Origin of the sequence: Streptomyces sp. SCSIO ZS0520 (assembly GCF_025643355.1) — a bacterium.
In the GTDB taxonomy this organism is placed as follows: Bacteria; Actinomycetota; Actinomycetes; order Streptomycetales; family Streptomycetaceae; genus Streptomyces; species Streptomyces physcomitrii.
The window spans coordinates 3,469,832-3,491,352 of record NZ_CP092644.1; the positions used below are offsets into that span (position 1 = coordinate 3,469,832).

At 72.3% G+C, this 21,521-nt stretch carries 18 protein-coding genes; 11 read left to right on the plus strand and 7 right to left on the minus strand.

Annotated features, from left to right (window positions below; all coding sequences use genetic code 11):
* The first annotated feature begins 23 nt into the window (after positions 1-23).
* Positions 24-914, plus strand: a complete 891-nt coding sequence (locus MID12_RS13250) for a phosphorothioated DNA-binding restriction endonuclease (protein WP_263167237.1) — start codon at positions 24-26, stop codon at positions 912-914.
* Here the strand turns inward: MID12_RS13250 and MID12_RS13255 are convergent.
* Positions 911-2,473 (minus strand): HNH endonuclease signature motif containing protein, encoded by a 1,563-nt coding sequence (locus tag MID12_RS13255; RefSeq protein ID WP_263167239.1) that lies wholly within the window; start codon positions 2,471-2,473, stop codon positions 911-913. The genes MID12_RS13250 and MID12_RS13255 overlap by 4 nt on opposite strands.
* Before the next feature lie 122 nt (positions 2,474-2,595).
* Between MID12_RS13255 and MID12_RS13260 the strand changes: the two genes are divergently transcribed.
* The 6 genes from MID12_RS13260 to MID12_RS13285 all read left to right on the plus strand — a co-directional run bounded on the left by MID12_RS13260 (position 2,596) and on the right by MID12_RS13285 (position 11,149).
* Positions 2,596-2,940: a zinc ribbon domain-containing protein gene (locus MID12_RS13260; protein ID WP_263167241.1), complete on the plus strand. Its 345-nt coding sequence runs from the start codon at positions 2,596-2,598 to the stop codon at positions 2,938-2,940.
* Between the two features lie 301 nt (positions 2,941-3,241).
* A complete protein-coding gene (locus MID12_RS13265; protein ID WP_263173123.1) occupies positions 3,242-4,717 on the plus strand; it encodes an aldehyde dehydrogenase family protein in 1,476 nt (491 codons plus the stop codon).
* 391 nt (positions 4,718-5,108) lie between these two features.
* The gene (locus MID12_RS13270) at positions 5,109-6,830 is read left to right on the plus strand and encodes a GMC family oxidoreductase (protein WP_263167242.1); all 1,722 of its coding nucleotides are present in this window, start codon (positions 5,109-5,111) and stop codon (positions 6,828-6,830) included.
* Positions 6,830-8,011 carry a glycine betaine/L-proline ABC transporter ATP-binding protein gene (locus MID12_RS13275; protein ID WP_040250254.1) on the plus strand — a complete coding sequence of 394 codons (1,182 nt, stop codon included), beginning with the start codon at positions 6,830-6,832 and terminating at the stop codon, positions 8,009-8,011. The genes MID12_RS13270 and MID12_RS13275 overlap by 1 nt, the downstream gene beginning before the upstream one ends.
* Before the next feature lie 100 nt (positions 8,012-8,111).
* Positions 8,112-10,106, plus strand: coding sequence for an ABC transporter permease (locus tag MID12_RS13280; RefSeq protein WP_263167249.1), 1,995 nt, complete (start codon positions 8,112-8,114; stop codon positions 10,104-10,106).
* Positions 10,107-10,117: 11 nt separating this feature from the next.
* Positions 10,118-11,149: an ABC transporter substrate-binding protein gene (locus tag MID12_RS13285; protein ID WP_052483132.1), complete on the plus strand. Its 1,032-nt coding sequence runs from the start codon at positions 10,118-10,120 to the stop codon at positions 11,147-11,149.
* Between the two features lie 130 nt (positions 11,150-11,279).
* Here the strand turns inward: MID12_RS13285 and MID12_RS13290 are convergent, their stop codons facing one another.
* Complete coding sequence (locus tag MID12_RS13290; protein WP_040250258.1) at positions 11,280-11,735, minus strand: tellurite resistance TerB family protein; 456 nt, start codon at positions 11,733-11,735, stop codon at positions 11,280-11,282.
* A 513-nt stretch (positions 11,736-12,248) separates the two neighbouring features.
* On the opposite strand from MID12_RS13290, the gene MID12_RS13295 reads away from it, so the two are divergent.
* The gene (locus tag MID12_RS13295) at positions 12,249-12,752 is read left to right on the plus strand and encodes a tetratricopeptide repeat protein (protein ID WP_263167250.1); all 504 of its coding nucleotides are present in this window, start codon (positions 12,249-12,251) and stop codon (positions 12,750-12,752) included.
* A gap of 186 nt (positions 12,753-12,938) precedes the next feature.
* Positions 12,939-14,180, plus strand: a complete 1,242-nt coding sequence (locus MID12_RS13300; RefSeq protein WP_040250262.1) for an FAD-dependent monooxygenase — start codon at positions 12,939-12,941, stop codon at positions 14,178-14,180.
* A gap of 52 nt (positions 14,181-14,232) precedes the next feature.
* On the opposite strand, the gene MID12_RS13305 is transcribed toward MID12_RS13300, so the two are convergent.
* Positions 14,233-14,868 (minus strand): response regulator, encoded by a 636-nt coding sequence (locus tag MID12_RS13305; protein ID WP_040257030.1) that lies wholly within the window; start codon positions 14,866-14,868, stop codon positions 14,233-14,235.
* Positions 14,869-14,942: 74 nt separating this feature from the next.
* Positions 14,943-15,998, minus strand: a complete 1,056-nt coding sequence (locus tag MID12_RS13310) for a sensor histidine kinase (RefSeq protein WP_263167253.1) — start codon at positions 15,996-15,998, stop codon at positions 14,943-14,945.
* 358 nt (positions 15,999-16,356) lie between these two features.
* On the opposite strand from MID12_RS13310, the gene MID12_RS13315 reads away from it, so the two are divergent.
* On the plus strand, positions 16,357-16,842 hold the full coding sequence (locus MID12_RS13315; protein WP_078844945.1) for a cation:proton antiporter regulatory subunit: 486 nt from the start codon (positions 16,357-16,359) through the stop codon (positions 16,840-16,842).
* A gap of 3 nt (positions 16,843-16,845) precedes the next feature.
* Positions 16,846-18,042 (plus strand): cation:proton antiporter, encoded by a 1,197-nt coding sequence (locus MID12_RS13320; protein WP_052482307.1) that lies wholly within the window; start codon positions 16,846-16,848, stop codon positions 18,040-18,042.
* A 21-nt stretch (positions 18,043-18,063) separates the two neighbouring features.
* On the opposite strand, the gene MID12_RS13325 is transcribed toward MID12_RS13320, so the two are convergent.
* The 3 genes from MID12_RS13325 to MID12_RS13335 all read right to left on the minus strand — a co-directional run bounded on the left by MID12_RS13325 (position 18,064) and on the right by MID12_RS13335 (position 21,509).
* Positions 18,064-18,369, minus strand: a complete 306-nt coding sequence (locus tag MID12_RS13325; protein ID WP_078844946.1) for a hypothetical protein — start codon at positions 18,367-18,369, stop codon at positions 18,064-18,066.
* A gap of 186 nt (positions 18,370-18,555) precedes the next feature.
* The gene (locus MID12_RS13330) at positions 18,556-19,854 is read right to left on the minus strand and encodes an ArsB/NhaD family transporter (RefSeq protein WP_263167258.1); all 1,299 of its coding nucleotides are present in this window, start codon (positions 19,852-19,854) and stop codon (positions 18,556-18,558) included.
* A gap of 599 nt (positions 19,855-20,453) precedes the next feature.
* The gene (locus MID12_RS13335) at positions 20,454-21,509 is read right to left on the minus strand and encodes a PucR family transcriptional regulator (RefSeq protein WP_040250268.1); all 1,056 of its coding nucleotides are present in this window, start codon (positions 21,507-21,509) and stop codon (positions 20,454-20,456) included.
* Positions 21,510-21,521: the final 12 nt, after the last annotated feature.

Here is a 21,521-nt window from a genome sequence, read left to right on the forward strand (position 1 = left end):
AGGCGTCACTACGATCACCCCCCATGGACTGGCTGGAGCGCGCCGCGACGTTGCGGCAGTGGAGTCGGGATGGGGTGCGGGCGCCGCATAAGCCGTTGTTGTTGCTGTATGCGATGGGCCGTTTTCAGGTGGATGCTGAGGGGGAACTGGCCTATAGCGCGGTGGAGTCGGATCTGAAGCAGTTGCTTGTCGAGTACGGTCCGGCGCGCGGCACCACGCCCGCCTATCCCTTTCACCACCTGGTCAACGACGGTGTGTGGGAGGTACGGACCGACCGTGGGGTCGGCAGTCCCGGCACCGGAGTACGGGAGCTTCGGGCTAGCCGAGCCACCGGGCGGCTGGTGCCGGAGCTGCGGGCGGCGCTCCACCGGGAACCGTCGCTGCTGGGCCGTATGGCACGGGTGCTGCTGGACCTGCACTTCCCGCCCTCGCTGCACCAGGACCTGTGCGAAGCTGTGGGCCTGGAGCTGGAGTTGGCGGAGACGGATGCCCTCGCTCCCTCCACGCGGCAGCCGCGGGATCGACGTATGAGGGAATTGGTGCTGACGGCCTACGAGTACCAGTGCGCCTTCTGCGGCTACGACGGCATGATCGGGGCGGTGCCGGTCGGTTTGGAGGCGGCGCATGTGCGGTGGTGGGCGTTCGACGGGCCCGACGATATCGACAACGGGCTGTGCCTGTGCTCGCTGCACCACAAGCTCTTCGACAAGGGCGTCCTCGGTATTGGGGACGGCCATCGCATCCTGGTCTCGCAGCGGTTTGTGGGCCGAAGCGCCGCCGCCCGCGAACACGTCACCGCGCTCGCGGACCGTCCGATCCTCGGTCCGCAAATCGGTATCCCACCCGTCGCGGCGACGCACCGCTCGTGGCATACCAGCCAGGTCTTCCAAGGTTCCCCGCGGAGCGTTGCCTAGTCGAGGTCCTCTTTGAGAAACGCCGCATGACGGGCGCGGGCTTCGGTGCGGAGCTTTTTTGTCAGCTCGCGTCGGTTTTCTCCTCGTGTCTTGAGGGCGTGACAGTTTGGGCAGAGTGCCACCATCGCGTCGGGGACGTCAGGGCCGCCTCGCGCCAAGTCGTTGACGTGGTCGACCTCCAGGAGAGGGGCGCCCTTATCGGTGCGTTCGGTGGGATGTCCGAGGCAGGAAGGGTTTTCGCAGCTGCCCTTGCTACGAATCAGCACGGCATCGCGGGCTGCCGGTGAGCGGAGATATCGCTCTACGTGAGCCAGCTTGGCGGGAGTTGAACGACTGCTCGCGGTGTTAATTGCTGCCGCGGTGAGCCGCTGGTACAGCTCGCGGTCGCTGAGGCGTGGCCCCTTCGGCTTTGGCCCCTTCGACTTTGGTGCCTTCGACTTTGGTGCCTTCGATGACGGCGATGCGGAGTCTGAGGTCAATGCCGTACTAGGGGTAACCGTAGGAGCGGACCGCGCCTCAAGGGGTACGACATCTTCAGAGTCATCGTGGAGCATTCCGTCGTCCTGCTCGAGGGCTTCGCGCACCGAGGGAGGCCATGAGTCGCGTAGGGGCGAGGGAACCGGGGCGAGGATCCAGACGAACTCGCGGCGTTGCTTGCCGTCTTCACCTCGGCCCCAGCGCCGGCGGCGTTGCACGATGACCGCCCAGGTCTCGAATGTCCAGTCACCGTTATGGGGCTTGTGCCAGTAGCGCAGGGCTTTCTTCTGAATCTGGTAATTCGCCATGCTGTGATTGCCGGCTGACAAGGTCTGATCGCCGGAAAGGCCGTCTCCCGTATAGGCGATCCAGTCCGAATCTGGCACACGCTGGTCATCGTAGGGACCCTTATCGTCCGAGTAGACGGTGAGAATTCCGTCGGCGAGAGGGGTGATGCCGAGCACGCGATTTCCACCGTAGGCATCTCCGATTTCTCCGCGGTGCCGATACGGCTCCCCGCGCAGGGGGCGGAGACCATCGACGGCCTCTCCGGCCATCAGTGCCTGGAGGCCCAACGCGTTGATCAGGGGCGCGGGTTCGTGATCGAAGAAGCGTACAAGCAGCGTGCTGACCGCCCAGGCAGCGAACGCAAAGTCTGTGGTGAGGCGGTCGTAGTCCTGCTCCGGAAGACCGGCGAGTGGGTTTGCTTTATTCATGGCCGGCAGCTTTGGGGTTCCTCCCCCGCTCGCCGGGAGAAGATCAGCGGACTCCGCCACCTCCCACAGCTTGTTCTCCCGTTTGATCTTCTGTAGCTCCCAGAAGGCGCGCAGCGTGGCCTGAGGACCCTCGGCGGCGCCCGCGAACTCGGTGAGCAGTGGGCCGACGGCATCGCGGATTGTTGTCCATGAGTGCTGTCTCGGGTGTCCGTGGACCGCCTGAGCAATTGCCCACAGCAGGAGCAAGGGGCGATGGCGGCGCCGGCCGGTGCGTTGAGAAGCGTCCAAGTCCTTGAACTGCCCGATGCGCTTGATCAGGGTCCGGCCCTCGGTCACGTCGTCGCTCCACTCCTCCAGTACCAGCACTAGTGGGACTATCTGATCAGACGACACTGACAGCGGCGTTCCGTAGGACGGGCTGGAGTGCGATATCGCGGTCGCAGGGCGATGCCGCGTCCGGGACTCAACCAAGAAGGGCAGGTGCACCGTTGATCATCTTCGGCACCAAGGGCTACCTCTACCAGTTGGCCATACTCACCCTCGTCTGCGGGCGTTGCGGGACCCCCGCCGCGCACACGCTGCGGAAGCGGGTCACGAAGTTCACCTTGTTCTTTGTGCCGTTGTTTCCGTTCTCGACGAAGTACGCGACGCAGTGCACCTTCTGCGGGGCCGAGGTCCAGGTCCCCAAGACGCAGGCGGAGCAGCTCGAAGCTCAGGCGCACATGCAGGGTCAGGGGCAGGGCTACGGCCAGGCCCAGGGCCAGAACCCGTACGGGCAGCCGGGCCAGTACGGGCAGCCCGGGCAGCCGCCCCAGCAGCAGCCCTACCAGTAGCCCCACTCGCAGCCCGACCAGCAGCTCGTAGAGATCACCGGCACCACGAGCAGCCCGCCCGCCCGTACACACGTTCCCCAGTAAGCGCGTTCCTTCCGCCTCCCCCGTGAGCAGCCTCACTTTCCGTGAAGGTTTGGGCATATCTCGGGCGGAGCCGGGGAGGTAACCAGGTCGCTGGTTCGACCAGTGGCAGAACTGTGTGAGCGGAAGGCAGTACAAGGTGGCGTCGATCGAGACCGGTCACGTGGGCGTGGACGTGGAGAGCGTTCCCGTGGACATCGAGACCATTCACGTGGACGGGGTGTGGCGCGCGGCGGCGGCCGGTGGGACCCGGGAGGTCCTCGACCCCGCGGACGCGAGCACGCTCCGGGTGGTGTCCGAGGGTGATGCCGAGGACGTGGACGCGGCGGTGGCCGCGGCGCGGCGGGCCTTCGGGGGTGGGGCGGGGGCCTGGCCGACCACGCCGGTGGCGGAGCGGGCGGCGCTGCTGCGGCGGGTCGCGGAGCTGCTGCAGCGCGACCGCGAGGAGATCGCGCTGGTGGAGAGCCGGGACACCGGCAAGACGCTGGAGGAGGGGCGGGTCGACGTCGACGACGTGACCAACGCCTTCCGCTACTTCGCCGACGCGGTGAGCAACGACAGCGGCGGGCGGGTCGTCGACGCGGGCAGTGCCGAGGTGCACAGCGTGGTGGTGCACGAGCCGGTCGGGGTGTGCGCCCTGGTCACGCCGTGGAACTACCCGCTGCTGCAGGCCAGTTGGAAGATCGCGCCCGCGCTGGCGGCCGGGAACACCTTTGTGGTCAAGCCGAGCGAGGTCACCCCGCTGTCCACCGTGCACCTGGTGCGGCTGCTCGCCGAGGCGGGGCTGCCGGACGGGGTCGCCAATCTCGTGACCGGGGCGGGGGTGCCGGTCGGGCAGCGCCTCGCCGAGCACCCGGACGTGGACCTGTTCTCCTTCACCGGCGGTCTGGCCAGCGGCACCACGGCCGGCGCCGCGGCGGTCAAGGGCGCGAAGAAGATCGCCCTCGAACTCGGCGGCAAGAACCCCAACGTGGTCTTCGCCGACGCCTGCGCGAGCGCCGAGGGCTTCGACACCGCGGTCGACCAGGCACTGAACGCCGCCTTCATCCACAGCGGGCAGGTCTGCTCGGCCGGGGCCCGGCTGATCGTCGAGGCCTCGGTGAGCGAACGTTTCGTCGCCGAGCTGGCCCGCCGTGCCGAGCGGATCAGGCTGGGCCGCGGTACCGAGGAGGGCGTGGAGTGCGGGCCGCTGGTCTCGCGGCAGCAGCTGGAGAAGGTGGAGGCGTACGTGGCCTCGGCGCTCGCGGAGGGGGCCCGGCTGCGCTGTGGCGGCTCCCGGCCGGAGCCCGCCGACGTACGGCCCGCGGGCGGCTACTTCTACGCGCCGACGGTCCTCGACGGCTGCCACCGGGAGATGAAGGTGGTCCGGGAGGAGACCTTCGGGCCGATCCTCACCGTGGAGACCTTCGCCTCCGAGGAGGAGGCGGTCGCGCTGGCCAATGACACCGAGTACGGGCTCGCCGGTGCCGTCTGGTCCGCGGACACCGCCCGGGCCCGCCGGGTCGCCGCGCGGCTGCGGCACGGCACGGTCTGGATCAACGACTACCACCCGTATCTGCCGCAGGCGGAGTGGGGCGGTTTCGGGAAGTCCGGGATCGGGCGGGAGCTGGGGCCCACGGGGCTCGACGAGTACCGGGAGAGCAAGCACATCTACGAGAACCTGCGGCCGGAGCCGGTCAAGTGGTTCGCCGGCTGACGGGCGCCGTCCGGCCGGGCAGGCCCCGCGCCCGCCCGGCCGCTCTCCCGTGCCGATGACGACCTCGTGCCGATGACGACCTCGTCTCCGCGGCACCGGGACCGGTCACCGGTCCCGGTGATCCGGGCCCCGTGATCCGGGCCCCGTGATCCGGGCCCGTGAATCGGTACCGGTGATCGGTACCGGTGATCGGTACCGGTGATCGGACCCCCTGGCCCGGTCCTCGCGACCCGGCCCGGCGGCACCGACGACCGTCCGCCACAGGCACAACAGGCCACAGGCAACCCGCCTCCCGCCTCCCGCATCCCGCTCCCGCCCCTCGTTCCCTCTCCCCGTCTCCCGTCCCGCATCGCCGTCCCGTCCCCGTCCCCGCGCAGAAGGAGCCCTCCCCATGCCCCCCTCGCCCGCGAACGCCTCACCCACCGACCCGTCCGCAGATCCCGCGGCAGATCCGGCAGCGGATCCCGCCGCGGATCCCGCCGCGGGGACGGCCCCCCACCCGCCCCGCACCCTCCACGCCGATTACGTCGTCATCGGCGGCGGCACCGCCGGGTCTGTGATCGCCTCGCGGCTCGCCGAGGATCCCGAGCTGAGCGTCCTCGTGATCGAGGGCGGTCCGAGCGACCTCGGCCGCGAGGAGGTGCTGACGCTGCGCCGGTGGCTCGGTCTGCTCGGGGGTGAGCTGGACTACGAGTACACGACCACCGAGCAGCCGCACGGCAACTCGCACATCCTGCACAGCCGGGCCAAGGTCCTCGGCGGCTGCTCCTCGCACAACACGCTGATCTCCTTCAGGCCGCTGCCCTCCGACTGGGACGAGTGGGAGGCCGCGGGCGCCGCCGGATGGAACGCGGCGGCCATGGACCCGTACTTCGGCAGGCTGCGCAACAACATCGTGCGGGTGGCGAAGAAGGACCAGAACGAGGTCGCCGCGGACTGGATCGAGGCGGTGAAGTCGGCGCTCGGGGTGCCCGAGGTGGTCGGCTTCAACGACCGGCCCTTCGAGGAGGGCGTCGGCTTCTTCGACCTCTCCTACCACCCGGAGAACAACCACCGCTCCTCCGCCTCGGTCGCCTATCTGCACCCGCATCTGAAGGCCGGGGACCGCCCCAACCTCCGTCTGCTCCTGGAGACTTGGGCGCACCGGCTGGACCTCGCCGAGGGCCGCGCGAAGGGCGTGCACGTACGGACCGCCGAGGGCGAGGAGGTCTACGTCGAGGCGGGGCGCGAGGTGATCGTCTGCGCCGGTGCGGTGGACACCCCGCGGCTGCTGCTGCACTCCGGTGTCGGGCCGCGCGCGGATCTTGAGGCGCTGGGCATCGACTGCGTGCTCGATCTGCCGGGGGTCGGCGAGAACCTGCTGGACCACCCGGAGTCGGTCATCGTCTGGGAGACCCACGGGCCGATCCCGGACAACTCCGCGATGGACTCCGACGCGGGCCTCTTCGTCAAGCGGGACCCGGAGCACCGGGGCCCGGACCTGATGTTCCACTTCTACCAGATCCCGTTCACGGACAATCCGGAGCGGCTGGGCTACGAACGGCCCGAGCACGGCGTCTCGATGACGCCGAACATCCCCAAGTCCCGTTCCCGCGGCCGCCTTTATCTGACCTCCGCCGACCCGGAGGTCAAACCCGCCCTGGACTTCCGCTACTTCGAGCCCGCCGCGGACGGCAGCGACTACGACGGGCAGACCCTGGTCGACGGCATCAAGCTGGCGCGGAAGGTGGCACAGGCCGAACCCTTCGCCAAGTGGCTGAAGCGGGAGGTCTTCCCGGGCCCCGAGGTCACCGAGGACGCGCAGATCAGCGAGCTGGTGCGGAAGGCCGCGCACACCGTCTACCACCCGGCCGGCACCTGCCGGATGGGCGCGGCGGACGATCGACTCGCCGTGGTCGACCCGCAGTTGAAGGTCCGCGGGCTGAGCGGCATCCGGATCGCGGACGCCTCCGTCTTCCCGACGATGCCCGCCGTCAACCCGATGCTCGGCGTCCTGATGGTCGGCGAGAAGTGCGCCGACCTGCTCAGGCAGACCCCGGCTCCGGCACAGCAGTCCACGTCACCACAGTCCCCGGCACCACAACAGCCCCGCACCGAAGGAGGTGACGCGTGATGACCGGCACCTCCGGCGGCGCATCCGCCGAAGCCAAGTCCGAGAACACCCCGGCGAAGAGCAGCACTCCCGGGCAGGCCGCCCCCGCGGCTCCCGGGTCCGCGACCACCGGGTCCGCCGCCGACGGGCGTGAAGTCGTCTTCTCCGTACGCAAGTTGTGGAAGGTCTTCGGGCCGAAGGCGGAGCGGATACCCGAGGACGCCTCGCTCGCCGAACTCTCCGCGGCGGAGCTGCGCGAGCGGACCGGCTGTACCGCCGCGGTCCGGGACGTCTCCTTCGACGTGCACAAGGGCGAGGTCTTCGTCGTGATGGGCCTGTCCGGCTCCGGCAAGTCCACCCTCGTACGCTGTCTGACCCGGCTCGTCGAACCGACCAGCGGGGGCCTGGAGATGGACGGCGAGGACGTCCGCGCCATGGACCGCACCGCGCTGCGTGAACTGCGCCGCCACCGCGCCTCGATGGTCTTCCAGCACTTCGGCCTGCTGCCGCACCGCACCGTGCTCGACAACGTCGCCTACGGCCTGGAGATCCAGGGCATGGGCAAGGCGGAGCGCCGCGAGAAGGCCGCCGCGATGGTGGCGAAGGTCGGCCTCGACGGTCTGGAGCAGCGCCGCCCGGGACAGCTCTCCGGCGGCCAGCAGCAGCGCGTCGGCCTGGCCAGGGCGCTCGCCACCGACCCCGAAGTCCTGCTCTTCGACGAGCCGTTCAGCGCGCTCGACCCGCTGATCCGGCGGGACATGCAGGAGGAGGTGGTCCGCCTGCACCGCGAGGAGGGCCGCACCATGGTCTTCATCACCCACGACCTCTCCGAGGCGCTGCGGCTCGGCGACCGGATCGCCCTGATGCGGGACGGCCGGATCGTGCAGCTGGGCACCCCCGAGGAGATCGTGGGCTCGCCCGCCGACGACTACGTCCGCGACTTCGTCCGCGATGTGCCGCGCGAGCAGGTGCTCAGCGTGCGCCGGGCGATGCGCCCGGCCCGCGAGGGCGAGGCCGAGCAGGGTCCGGCGCTGCGGCCCGGCACCCTCATCAGCGAGGCGATCGAGGCGGTGGTCCGCTCCGGCGGCACCGTCCGGGTCGTCGAGGACGGGCGCTGCCTGGGCGTCGTCGACCACGCCTGCCTGCTCGACGTGGTGGCCCGCCTCGACCAGCCGGGCCCCCGGGACGAGGTGGCCGCCTGATGTCCGCCACCCCGCCGACCCCCGCCACGGCCGGCCCCGCACCCGGCACCCGCGCGCACCTCCCCGCCGCGGCCCCCGGCTGTCCCGGGCGGTGGTGCGCATGAGCACCGTCGCTCCCCCGCGCCGCCCCGTCGTCGACCTCGCGCCCCCGGCGGGCGGGCCCCGCGCCCTGCTGCGCCCCCGTCCGGTGCGCAAGCTCGCCCTGCTGGCGCTGCTCGCCGCCGTCCTGGTGCCGGTGGCGGCGCTCACCTGGTCCGGGGCCCAGTGGCCCGCGGACCTGACCGTCGACGTCTCGGGTCCGCTCGGCGACACCACCGACTGGATCATCGACAACCGCGACAGCCACCCGCTGTTCGTCTACTTCCTCGGCCACCTCAGCAACGCCGTGGTCCTGTCCGTGCGCGGCGTCTACCTGCTGCTGCTCGCGCTCGGCTGGATCGGCGTGACGGCCGGCGGGACGCTGCTCGCCTGGCGCCTCGCGGGTGCCCGGATCGCCGCGCTCACCCTGGTCTTCTTCCTGGTCTCCGGCGGCCTCGGGATGTGGGTGCCGACCATGCAGACGCTCGCGCTGATGGTCGTGGCGGTCTTCGTCTCGGCGCTGGTCGGCGCGCTGCTCGGCCTCGCCGCGGGCCTGTCGGAGCGGACGTTCCGGCTGCTGCGGCCGGTGCTCGACACCATGCAGGTGCTCCCGGCCTTCGCCTATCTGCTGCCGGTCGCCCTGGTCTTCGGCAACGGCGTGCCCGCCGCGCTGCTCGCCACCGTGATCTACGCGGCCCCGCCGATGGCCCGGCTCACCGCGCTCGGCCTGCGCGGCGCGGACGCCACCGTGATCGAGGCGGTCAGCTCGCTCGGCGCGACCGGTCGGCAGAAGCTGCTGACCGCCCGGCTGCCGCTGGCCCGCAAGGAGCTCCTGCTCGGCCTCAACCAGACGATCATGATGGCGCTCTCCATGGTCGTCATCGCCTCCATGATCGGCGCCGCCGGTCTCGGCGACCGCGTCTACCAGGCCCTGTCCACCGTCGACGTCGGTGCCGCGCTCGCCGCCGCCCTGCCGATCGTGCTGCTCGCCATCGTGATGGACCGCACCACCGCGGCCGCCGGTGAACGCCTCGGCGCGGGCGGCGCCCCGCCGGGACCCGGGGCGCTGCGCGGCCCCCTGCTGTGGGCGGCGCTCGCCGCGGTCACCGCCGTCCTCGCGGTCGCCGGGCGGCTGTCGGGCTCCCGGGTGTGGCCGACCGGCTGGACCCTGGAGATCGCCCGCCCCGTCAACGACTTCAAGGAGTGGATGGTCGACCACCTCTACTCCGGGGTGCCCGTCGTCGGCGGCACCGCGGACTGGGCCGGGCGCTTCACCGACTGGGTGCTCAACCCGCTGCGGGACGGCCTGACCGCCCTGCCCTGGTACGGCACCCTGCTCGTCGTCGCCGCCCTCGCCTGGCTGATCGGCACCTGGCGCACCGCGCTGACCGCGGTCCTCGCGATGGCCGCGATCGGCGTCCTCGGCGTCTGGGAGCCCTCGATGAACACGCTCTCCCAGGTGCTCGCCGCCCTCGCGGTGACCCTGGTCCTGGGCTTCGCGGTGGGCGTGTTCGCGGCGGGCAGCAGGCGGTTCGAAGCGCTGCTGCGGCCCGTCCTGGACGTCCTGCAGACGATGCCGCAGTTCGTGTACCTGATCCCGGTGGTGGCGCTCTTCGCGGTGGGCCGCGCCCCGGCCGTCGCCGCGGCCGTGGTCTACGCGCTGCCCGCGGTCATCCGCATCACCACCCAGGGGCTGCGCCAGGTCGACCCGGCCGCCGTGGAGGCCGCGCGCTCGCTCGGCGCGACCCGCTGGCAGACCCTGCGCCAGGTCCAACTGCCGCTGGCCAGGCCCGCCTTGCTGCTCGCCGTCAACCAGGGCGTGGTCCTGGTGCTCGCCGTCGTCGTCATCGGCGGACTGGTGGGCGGCGGCGCGCTCGGCTACGACGTGGTCACCGGCCTCGCCACCGGCGACCTCGCGCTCGGCCTGGTCGCGGGCGTCGCCATCGTCTGCCTCGGCCTGGTCCTCGACCGCGTCACCCAGCCCACCGAACGCCGCTCCACCGGAAAGGGGGCCTGACCGTGTCCCGTATCCGGTACCGGACCCGTACCCAGCCACCGGCCACCGCGGGCGGGCGCCTCCGCACCCGTACGCGGGCCGCCGGGGCCGCCCTGCTCGCGGGGGCGGCGCTCCTTGCGCTCTCCGGCTGCGGCAAGGCGGACATGACCAAGCAGGCCTCGCCGTTCGCCGCCGCGGCGGGCAGCAAGTCGGTCACGCTGTCCGTGCAGACCTGGGTGGGCGCGCAGGCCAATGTGGCCGTCGCCAAGTACCTCCTGGAGCACGAGCTCGACTACCACGTCGACACCGTCCAGATCGACGAGATCCCCGCCTGGGACGCGCTCAGCCAGGGCCGGGTCGACGCGATCCTGGAGGACTGGGGCCACCCGGACCAGGAGGCCCGCTACATCGAGGACAAGAAGACGATCACCGCGGGCGGCGACCTCGGCGTCACCGGGCACATCGGCTGGTTCGTCCCCACCTACTGGGCGAAGCAGCACCCCGAGGTGACCGACTGGCGCAACCTGAACAAGTTCGCCAAGCAGCTCCGCACCCCGGAGAGCGGCAGCAAGGGCCAGCTGATGGACGGTTCGCCGTCGTATGTCACCAACGACAAGGCGCTGGTGAAGAATCTGAAGCTGGACTACGAGGTGGTCTTCGCGGGTTCGGAGGCGGCGCAGATCACCCAGATCCAGCAGTTCGCCAAGGAGAAGAAGCCCTTCCTCTCCTACTGGTACGAGCCGCAGTGGCTCTTCAACCAGGTGCCGATGACCGAGGTGAAACTCCCGAAGTACACCGACGAGTGCGCCGAGAAGGGCACCGAGGACCCGACGACGGTCGACTGCGCCTATCCGAAGACCCCGCTGCAGAAGTTCTTCAACACCGACTTCGCGAAGAGCGGCAGCGCGGCGGCGAAGTTCCTCAAGGCCTTCCACTGGACCAAGGACGACCAGAACACCGTCTCCGAACTCATCGCCTCCCAGGGCCTGTCGGCCGACGAGGCGGCCGAGCGCTGGGTGGAGGAGAACCCGGAGGTCTGGAAGGGGTGGCTGCCGAAGAAGTGACCGGGGCGGCCGAGCCCGCACCGAACCGGCCGGAGCACGGGGGCAGTTGCACTGTCCGCCGCGCTCCGGCCGGGCCGGTCAATGGTTCTGAGGCCGCGTCAGATGTTCTGCGGCCCCGTCAGAGGTCCGCTCAGAGGTCGAACTCGTGCGGCGGCAGGTCCAGGGCGAAGCAGGCCTCGCGGACGACGGCGCGCTCGTCCTTGTCGAAGTCGCCGTCGGCGCCGCCGATGACGATGCCGATCTGGACCACGGCACGGGCCTCGGCGGGCTTCTTCTTGGCCTTGGCGACCTCCTGGAGGACGCTGACCTTGCCGAGGGCGAAGTCGGCGGCGAGCTTGTCGAGGTTCTGCTCGAAGCGGCGTTGCAGGTCGTTCGCGTCGAAGTTCTGCAGGACCTCGTTGCTGGTGATCAGCTGGGTCACGCGGCGGCGCTCGGACGGGTCCACCTGGCCGTCGGCCGCGGCGACCAGGGCGCAGATCGCCATGGAGGCATCGCGGAAGGCGCCGCTCTTCAGGTCGTTCTTCTTCGCCAGGAGCTGCGTCTGCATCGTCGACGCGGACTCCTTGAAGCGGTCCCACAGGGCCATGAACTCTCCATCACTCGACATCGGCCGGTCGTCACACCGGGCAGCCCGGTCTCCGTCGCACCCGGCTCGGGAAATATATCTACAGCAAAGTAGAAACTAACGGGGGCGGCGACAAGTTCCCGGCGGACAGCGGAAGTTCACCCGGAAGCGGTGGACGAGACGGCACCGAGGCCGCAAGAGGCCTGCGGGGCAGGGGAGTTCGCAGCCGCCGGTGAGGCACGCGGGCGTACGCGGGCGGGCGTACGAAAACCGGCCGGCGGGCGCACGAGACCGGGAACAGGCGCACGAAACCGCCCCGGCCGGACGTGCGCGTGGGGCCCCGCGGGGGGCCTCCGCCCGGCCGGGGCGGGGTTTCGGTGCGGTGCCGGGGTCGAGCCCACGTCACCGGGGTGTGCGAGAAGTTAACACCGAAGCCGCACTCCGGGAAGAGTCCGTGCAAGTTCTCAACGCGGCGATCCGCCCGATCCCGCTCGCCGGGGCTCCCCGCACCCCGCGTACTGCGACGATGGCCCCATGGACGACACCGAGCGGGACGAACTCCTCACCGAGGCGCGGCGGTTGCGCGGACGCGGCGAACTCGGCGCCGCACGCGGACTGTTCCTGCGCCTGGCCGCCGCCCGCCCCGACGACGCCCCGCTCGCCTACGAGACCGCCGACCTCCACGACCGCCTCGGCCTGGAGGCGGAGGCCGTGCCCCACTACGAACGCGCCCTGAGCGCGCAGGACGCCCTGCCGGAGGAGGACCGCCGCGGCGCCTTCCTGGGCCTCGGCAGCACCTACCGCGTCCTCGGCCGCCACCAGGACGCCGAGCGCACCCTGCGCGAGGGCGTCCGCCTCTTCCCCGAGGCCGGCGGCCTGCGGGCCTTCCTCGCCATGGCCCTGTACAACACCGGGGCGCACCACGAGGCGACCACGCTGCTGCTGCGGCTGCTCGCCGAGACGAGCACGGATCCGTCCGTACGGGAGTACCGGCGTGCGCTCCTTCACTATGCGAACGATCTGGACGCGACCGCCTGAATCGGGAGAACGCGACCGCAGGGGGCGGGGAGGGCGCGTCCGCCGACGCCGGGAGAATCCGCGCCCGCCCGGCGCGGGACCGTCCGGGCGGCGCGGCGGCACCTCGCGGCGTTGCCTTTTGCTCCCTTTTCTCCACCCTGCGCATGCTGTGTGCCGATCAGGCATCGAGCATCGAAGGGCGCACGCATGAAGGTCACCTGTGTGGGCGGCGGCCCCGCCGGGCTGTATCTCTCCGTCCTGCTGAAGCAGCAGGACCCCTCGCACGAGATCACCGTGTACGAGCGGAATCCGGCCGGGTCCACCTATGGCTGGGGCGTGACCTACTGGGCCTCGCTGCTCGACGTGCTGCACCGCGGCGACCCGGAGACCGCGCGGCAGATCCTGGAGCACTCGGTGCGCTGGAGCGACGGGCTCGCCCACCTCCACGGCGCCACCGTCCGCCACCGGGGCGACGAGGGCTTCGGCATCGGGCGGCGGCGGCTGCTCGGCATCCTCGCCGGGCGGGCCGAATCCCTCGGCGTACGGCTGGAGTTCGGGCAGGAGGCCGGGACCGGCGAGGACGCCGGGGAGGAGCTGCTCGACGGGGCCGATCTGCTGGTCGCCGCCGACGGGGTGGGCAGCGCGCTGCGCCGCCCGCACGAGGCGGACTTCGGCTCGGCGACCGTGCTCGGCCGCAACAAGTACATCTGGCTGGGCACCACCAAGGTCTTCGACGCCTTCACCTTCGCCTTCGTGGAGAGCGAGCACGGCTGGATCTGGTGCTACGGCTACAAGTTCAGCGAGGAGCAGAGCACCTTCGTGGTGGAGTGCGCGCCGGAGACCTGGTCGGGGCTCGGCCTGGACCGCGCGGGCGAGTCCGAGGGCCTGGTCCTCCTGGAGAAGCTGTTCGCCGAACCGCTGGACGGGCACCCGCTCATCGGCCGCGCCCAGCCCGACGACCGCGCGCAGTGGCTGAACTTCCGCACCCTCACCAACCGCACCTGGCACCGCGGCCGCCTGGTCCTGCTCGGCGACGCCGCGCACACCACCCACTACTCCATCGGCGCGGGCACCACGCTCGCCCTGGAGGACGCGGTCGGCCTGGCCGGCGCCCTGCGCGGCGCCACCGGACGCGACCAGCTCACCGCCGCCTTCACCCGCTACGAGCGCGAGCGCAGGTCCGCCCTGCTGCCCACCCAGAGCGCGGCCCGGCACAGCGCCCGCTGGTACGAGGACCTGCCGCGGTACACCCGGCTGCCGCCGGAGCAGATGTTCGCCCTGCTCGGGCAGCGGCACTCCCCGCTGCTCCCCTACCTGCCGCCGCGGCTGTACTACCGGCTGGACCACGCCGTGGAGCAGTTGGAGTCGCTGCGCCGCGCCAAGCGCTGGCTGGGGCCCCGGGTGGCCCGGGCCCTGCACGGCGGGCGGGCGCGGTCGGGGCGGGGCTAGGCCGGGTCCGCGGGGTCCCGCCCGGGTCGGGCCGGGCTCGCCCTCGTACCGCTCAGGGTTCGATGAGGCCCACCCGGATCGCGTAGCGGGTGAGTTCGAGGCGGTCGCGGAGGCCGAGCTTCTGGAGCAGGTTGGCGCGGTGGCGCTCGACCGTCTTGGCGCTGATGACGAGGATCTCGCCGATCTCCTTGGAGGTGTGGCCCTCGGCGACGAGCTTGAGGATCTCCTCCTCGCGGTCGGTGATCGCCTTGTCGGGCAGCGCGCGGCCCGCCTCCGCCCGGTCCAGGTAGCGGCGGATCAGGGCGGTCTCGGTGCCCGGGTAGATGAAGGGCTCGTCGCGCATGGCCGAGCGGCAGGCCTGGACCAGGTCGCGGTCGGCCACCGACTTGGGGACGTAGCCGCAGGCACCGGCCCTGAGCGCCTCGAAGAAGAACTGCTCGTTGTCGTACATCGTCAGGATGAGGATCCGCAGCTGGGGCCTGATGCGGCTGAGTTCGCGGGCCGCCTGGAGGCCGGTCATCCGCGGCATCGCGATGTCCAGGATCGCCAGGTCCAGGTGCCGGGCGCGCGCCTCGGCCACCGCCTCGGCCCCGTCCTCGGCCTCGGCGACGACCTCCAGGTCCGGTTCGTTGTCGAGGATCAGCCGGACGCCGCCGCGCACCAGGGCGTGGTCGTCGGCGAGCAGGATGCGGGTACGCGCCGGGCCGCCGCGGCCGGTGGGCGCGGCGGCATCCGGTGCGGGCGCCGGAACGGACGGCCGGTTCACCAGGGCTTCTCCTTGTCGGGGGACGGGCGGTCGGGGGAGGAGGACTTGGGGTCGGCGTCGGCCGCACCGGAGTCGGCCGCACCGGACGCCACCGCCCCCGGCTCCGCGTACGGTCCCGCGGGCCGGACCCGCAGGCCCAGTTCGGTGCCGCCGCCGGGCGCGGTGGCCAGGGTGAGGGTGGCGCCGATCAGCAGGGCGCGCTCGCGCATGCCGCGGATTCCGGCGCCCTCCGCGGCGGGGCCGATGCCCTTGCCGTTGTCGCGGACCAGGAGTTCCACGCTCTCCCCGGGGCCGTGGCGCAGCTCCAGGCTGACGTGGTCGGCGCCCGAGTGGCGGGCGGTGTTGGTCAGCCCCTCCTGCGCGACCCGGTAGACGACCAGTTCGCTCTCCGCGTCCAGGCGGGGCAGTCCGGGGGCGATGTGGTGGCGTACCGCGAGCGCGCGGGTGCCGAACTCGTCGGTGAGCGCGCGCAGGGCGCTGGCCAGGCCGAGTTCCTCCAGGATGCCCGGGCGCAGCCGCCGCGCGATCCGGCGGATCTCCTCCAGGCCCGCCCGGGTGGTCTCCTGCACCTGCCGCAGCTCCTGCTGTACGGGTCCCGGCGCGCGGTCGGCGGCGTGCTTGAGCTGGAGCAGGACCGCGGTCAGGGTCTGGCCGACCTCGTCGTGCAGCTCCTGGGCCAGGCGCTTGCGCTCGTCCTCCTGGGCGGAGAGGACCCGGGCGCTGCTGGCGGCGCGTTCGCTCTCCAGGCGGTCGAGCATCGCGTTGAAGGCGGCGGTGAGCTGGGCCATCTCGCCGGTGCCGGTGACGGTGGGCCGGGCGCCGGGGCGCAGCAGGTCGGCGGTGGTCATGGCGCGGTTGAGCCGGGCCAGCGGGGCGAGGCCGATGCGCAGCAGCAGCCCGTTGGCGAGCAGCATGGCGACCAGGCCGGCGAGCACCACCAGGGCCTCGCCGAGGAGCACCGGGGTGGAGACGGTCACCGGGCCGAGCAGCAGCAGGGTGGCCGTGATCAGCACGGCGGCGTTCAGCAGGAAGATCCGCCAGAACAGCGACATGGCGTCGTCCTCCGTCCTGGCCGCACCGCCGGGGTCCGCGCCGTCTTCCTGTCTCGTGGAGCCGGGGCCGCCCCCGCCGGGTCGGTGCCGCCCGGTCTCCCATCCTCGCCGCCGTGCCCCGGGACGCAAACGCGGGCCGGGCGGCCAGGACGCACATTGGGGCCCGTTCACCCTGCCCGCCGGAGCCCGGCCCTGTCCATCCGTGCCGGCACCCATCCCCAAGGCCCCGCCGCGGATGGCACCATGCAGAGGTTCTGGCTGGTCAGCGAGGTGCCCCACGGACCGCTCCCAGCGGCCGGGGCCACCCCCGCACAGCTGAACCCCGTACACCCGAGACGAGACGAAGGAGGGACGGGCCGTGCCCGCTCCCCGGATGCGCACCACGCCCCTGCCCGGCATCGGTGTCCAGTACGACCTCACGACGCGCGAGCGCGGTCACCTGTCGGTGATCGCGCACCGGGACGGCACCCGGACGGTGAACGTCTACCGGACCGACGATCCCGACGCCTGCGCCCAGTCGCTCCATCTGACGGCGGCCGAGTCGGGCTCGCTGATCGACGCGCTGACGCCCTCCCACCACAGCCCGAGCGTGCTGCACACCATCGACCTCGGCCTGGTCGCGGAGCGCATCGATGTGTCGGTGCACTCGATGTGGAACGGCCGCGTCCTCGGTGACCTGCGGCTGCGCACCGAGACGGGGGCCTCGGTGGTCGCGGTGATGCGGCGCTCCGGCGCGGTGCCCTCCCCCACCCCCGACTTCCGGCTCGCGGGCGGGGACACCCTGATCATCATCGGCACCCGTGAGGGCGTCGACGCCGCCGCGGCCATCCTCGGACAGGAGTGAGCCGTGCACTCCGCGGTCTTTCTCATCGAATTCGGCGCGATCATCCTGGGGCTCGGCCTGCTCGGCAGGCTCGCGGGCCGGCTCCAGTTCTCCCCGATCCCGCTGTATCTGCTCGCCGGGCTCGCCTTCGGGGAGGGCGGGCTGCTGCCGCTGGGCGCGAGTGAGGAGTTCGTCGCGATCGGCGCCGAGATCGGCGTGATCCTGCTGCTGCTCATGCTGGGCCTGGAGTACACGGCGAGCGATCTGGTCTCCAACCTCAAGACGCAGTACCCGGCCGGGATCGTCGACTTCGCGCTCAACGCGCTGCCCGGCGCCGCCGCGGCCCTGCTGCTCGGCTGGGGCCCGGTGGCCGCCGTGGTCCTCGCCGGGGTCACCTGGATCTCCTCCTCCGGGGTGATCGCGAAGGTGCTCGGCGACCTCGGCCGGGTCGGCAACCGCGAGACCCCGGTGATCCTCAGCATCCTGGTCCTGGAGGACCTGGCGATGGCGGTCTACCTGCCGATCATCACCGCCCTGCTCGCCGGGGTGAGCCTGGCCGCGGGCAGCCTGACCCTGGCGATCGCGCTCGGGGTGGCGGGCGCGGTGCTCTTCGTCGCCCTCCGCTACGGCCGGGTGATCTCCCGCTTCGTCTCCAGCGACGACCCGGAGAAGCTGCTCCTGGTGGTGCTCGGCCTGACCCTGCTGGTCGCGGGCATCGCCCAGCAGCTCCAGGTCTCGGCGGCGGTCGGCGCCTTCCTGGTCGGCATCGCGCTCTCCGGCGAGGCGGCCGAGGGCACGCACACCCTGCTCAGCCCGCTGCGGGACCTGTTCGCCGCGGTGTTCTTCGTCTTCTTCGGGCTGCACACCGATCCGGCGAGCATCCCGCCGGTCATCCTGCCCGCCCTGGTCCTCGCCCTCGCCACCGCCGGGACGAAGATCGCCACCGGCTACTGGGCGGCGAAGCGCGCCGGGGTCGGTCCGCGCGGCCGCTGGCGGGCGGGCGGCACCCTGGTGGCCCGCGGGGAGTTCTCCATCGTCATCGCCGGGCTCGCCGTCTCGGCGGGCATCGAGCCGGACATGGGCCCGATGGCCACCGCGTACGTGCTCCTGCTCGTCGTCATCGGCCCGCTCACCGCCCGCTGGACCGAGCCGCTGGCCACCCGGCTGACGGCGGGCCGCCGCCCCGAGGTCCCCGCGGAGAAGGCGGGCGCGGCCCGCTGAGCCGCACCGGGGCCCGCGGACTCACCAACTCGGCGGCCCCGGCGGCCTCTTGCGCGGCGGATCGAAGAGGTTCGCGGCGATCCCGGCGAGGACCAGGCCGGCGGCGAGCAGCAGGCCCTGCCCGTGCAGCGCGCCCGAGAGCAGCGCGGCGAGGGAGACGGCCAGCGTCAGCCAGGCCGGGCCACGGCCGCGCACCGGTCCGCGCGGGTGCCCGCCGCGGGGGTGCCGGGCTCGGGGCTGCGGGGCGCCGGGGCGGTCCTGCGGTGCCCGGGCGTGCGGGATGCGGGGGCGGTCCGTGGGGGGCTCGTCTTCGTACGGGTGGGGCATGACGCCTCCTTCGGCACGGGCGAGGGCGGGCTCCTGGGCGGTGCGGCCCGGCGGGCTCTCGCGGGCCGGGCGGCCTCCTGGCGGATCGGCGGGCTCCCTTCGGCTCGGCGGGCTCCTTTCCCCGGTGGGCTCCTTTCCTGGTGGGCTCCTTTCCCGGTGGGCTCCTTTCCCGGTGGACTGCCGCCCTCAGGCGAGGGCGAAGTAGCGCAGCCAGACGTAGAGGGCGGCGACCAGGACGCTGACCGCGGTGACGACCAGGCCGTAGCGGCTGAACTGCCAGAACGAGATGTGGTGGCCGCTGCGTTCGGCGATGCCGACGGCGACGACGTTCGCCGAGGAGGCGATGATCGTGGCGTTGCCGCCGAGGTCGGCGCCGAGGGCGAAGGACCACCAGAGCACCTCGGCCTCCTCGCGGCCGCCGGAGGAGGCGACGATCTCGGCGACGATCGGGCTGGTGGAGGCGACGAAGGGGATGTTGTCGATGACCGCCGAGGGGATCACCGAGCCGAAGAGCAGGGCCATCGAGGTGGGCAGCAGCTGACCGTCCGCGACGCTCGCCGCCGAGCGGCCGAGGTCGCCGATGATGCCGGTCTGCACCAGCGCGCCGACCATCACGAAGAGCCCGGCGAAGAAGGCGAGCGTCTCCCAGTCCACGTCCCCGACGACCTCCCGGGTCTTCAGCCGGGACAGGACGAGCAGCGCCAGACCGCCGGTGATCGCCACCACCGAGGGCTCCAGGTGCAGGGTGGTGTGCAGCACGAAGCAGACCATCACCGCGCCGATCACCACCAGGCTGACCACGAGCAGCCGCATGTCCTTGATCTCGTCGCGGGCCCGCAGATGCGTGACCCGGTCGGCGCGTTCGGGGTCGTAGCGGAAGGCGGAGCGGAAGAGCAGGCGGCTCAGGCCGAGCAGCACCAGGATCAGCACCGCCACCACCGGCGTCATGTGCAGCAGGAAGTCGTTGAAGTTCAGTCCCGCCCGCGCCCCGATCATCAGGTTGGGCGGATCCCCGATCAGGGTGGCCGCGCCGCCGATGTTGCAGGCCATCACCTCCGCGATGAGGTACGGCACCACCGGCACCCCGAGCCGTTCGCAGACGGAGATGGTGACCGGGGCGATGAGCAGCACCGTGGTGACGTTGTCCAGCCAGGGCGAGAGCACCGCGGTGGCGAGGATCAGCAGGACCATCAGCCGGTACGGGCGGCCGTGCGAGCGTTTCGCCGCCCAGACCGCGACGAACTCGAAGGCGCCGGTGCGCCGGAGCACCGAGACGATCAGCATCATCCCGAGCAGCAGGACCAGGACGCTCCAGTCGATGCCGGAGTGCCGGGAGAAGAAGGCGTGGTCGGGTTCGGTGGCGCCGATGACCAGCATGACGACGGCGCCGCCGAGGGCGGCGGTGACCCGGTGGACGCGTTCGGTGGCGATCAGGACGTACACGGCGGCGAACACCGCCACCGCCAGCATGGCGGTGACACTCACGTCGTCCCCTCTCGTCGGCTCCTCGGCGTCGGGCGGCGGCGTCGGTCTCCTCACTCCCCGCGACAGCCCTGGCGCCGAAGGCGGTCGGCGCCGCCCCGGACGGAGCGGGCCGCCGCGGCGGAGGCGGGCACGGCCGCATGGCCGCGCGGCGGGCGGGGGTCCGCGGGCGGCGGACCGGTCGAGCGCTCTGCGGCGGTGCGGCGGTCGGCTGTGCGACAGGTCGGCCGGTTGGCAGGTCGGCCGAGGCGGAGCGAAGGGAACGGGTGGACCGGGCAGTTGCTGCGCGGGAGACCGGGGCGCAGGAGGCCCATGGAGGCCGGTCGCGCCGGACGGTTTCCGCTCCCGGTGGACGCGCACCTCAGGCGGTGCGCCCGGGGCGGGTGGGCCCCGCGGGGAAGCGCGCCGCGCCACGGGTCCCGAGGCGCGGCGGAGAGTCCTCCACCGGAACACCACTCTCCCCCATGTCCGGTTTCTCCCGCATCGGGCCCAGCACCCATTTCCACCGGGACCGCCGGATCACGGGAGCGGGAGCGAGGGCGGGGGCGGGACCGGAAGCGGGACCGGGACCGGAAGCGGCCGGAGCCCGCCCCGGCCGCCGTTCACAGCTCGGTCGCGGGCCAGTCCAGGAGGCGGGCCCCGATCACCGCGGTCTGGAGCATGTAGCGCTGGGCCGGGTCGGCGGGGCTGGCTCCGGTGAGGCGGTGGATGCGTTCGAGGCGGTACGTCAGGGCGCGCACGCTCAGCGAGAGGCGGCGGGCGGCCTCGGCGCTGACGCAGCCGGAGTCGAAGTAGACGGTGAGGGTGTCCAGATGGGGCCGGGCGCCGCCGCGGGCCGAGGTGAGCGGGCCGAGGACGTTGCGCACCAGGTCGGCCATGGCCTGCCGGTCGCGGGCGAGGACCGGGTAGACGAGCAGGTCGGCGGCGCGCAGCACGGGGTCGTCGAGTTCGAGGCGCTGGGCGAGTTCGAGGACGCTCAGCGCCTCCTCGTAGGAGTGCATGACGCCTCCCGCGCCGGACTGGGGGCGGCCGAGGGCGACCTGGCAGCCGTCGGTGGCGGCGTAGGCCTGCTTGGCGAAGTGGCTGAGGATCTCCTCCTGGTCGCCGGGGGCGACGCAGAGCAGCCGCCCCTCCTTGGTGGTGAGCAGCACGGACCGGCCGCCGAAGCGCCCGAGGAGCGCCTGCTCCACCTGGCGGGCGACCGAGTCCCCCTCGTCGTAGAACTCCGGTCCCTGGGCGACGGCGACGGCGTGCGCCTGGGCGAGGCGCAGGCCGAAGCGTTCGGCGCGGGCGGCGAGCCGGCCGAGGTCGCTGCGGCCGTGCAGCAGATCGTCGATGAACTCGCGGCGCACCGCCTCCTCGCGCCGCACCGCGAGCCGCTGGGCCCGCTCGTACCCCTCGGCGAAGGCGTCCACCGCCTGCTGGAGGGCGGCGAGGACGCTGTCCGCGGAGCCGGGGACGCCGGGCCAGTCGGTGCGGGCCGCGGCGAGGTGGCTGGAGACCATGGCGCGCAGCCCGAGCCCGGAGGCGGCGGCGAGTTCGCCGAGGGCGCGGCGCTCGTCCAGCTCCTCGCGGCGCGGGCGGCGGCCGGTGGCGGCGACCTCGGCGAGCAGCCGGGTGTAGCCGTCCAGCCAGTCGGCGGGCAGTTCCGCCCCCATCACGTCCGCCCC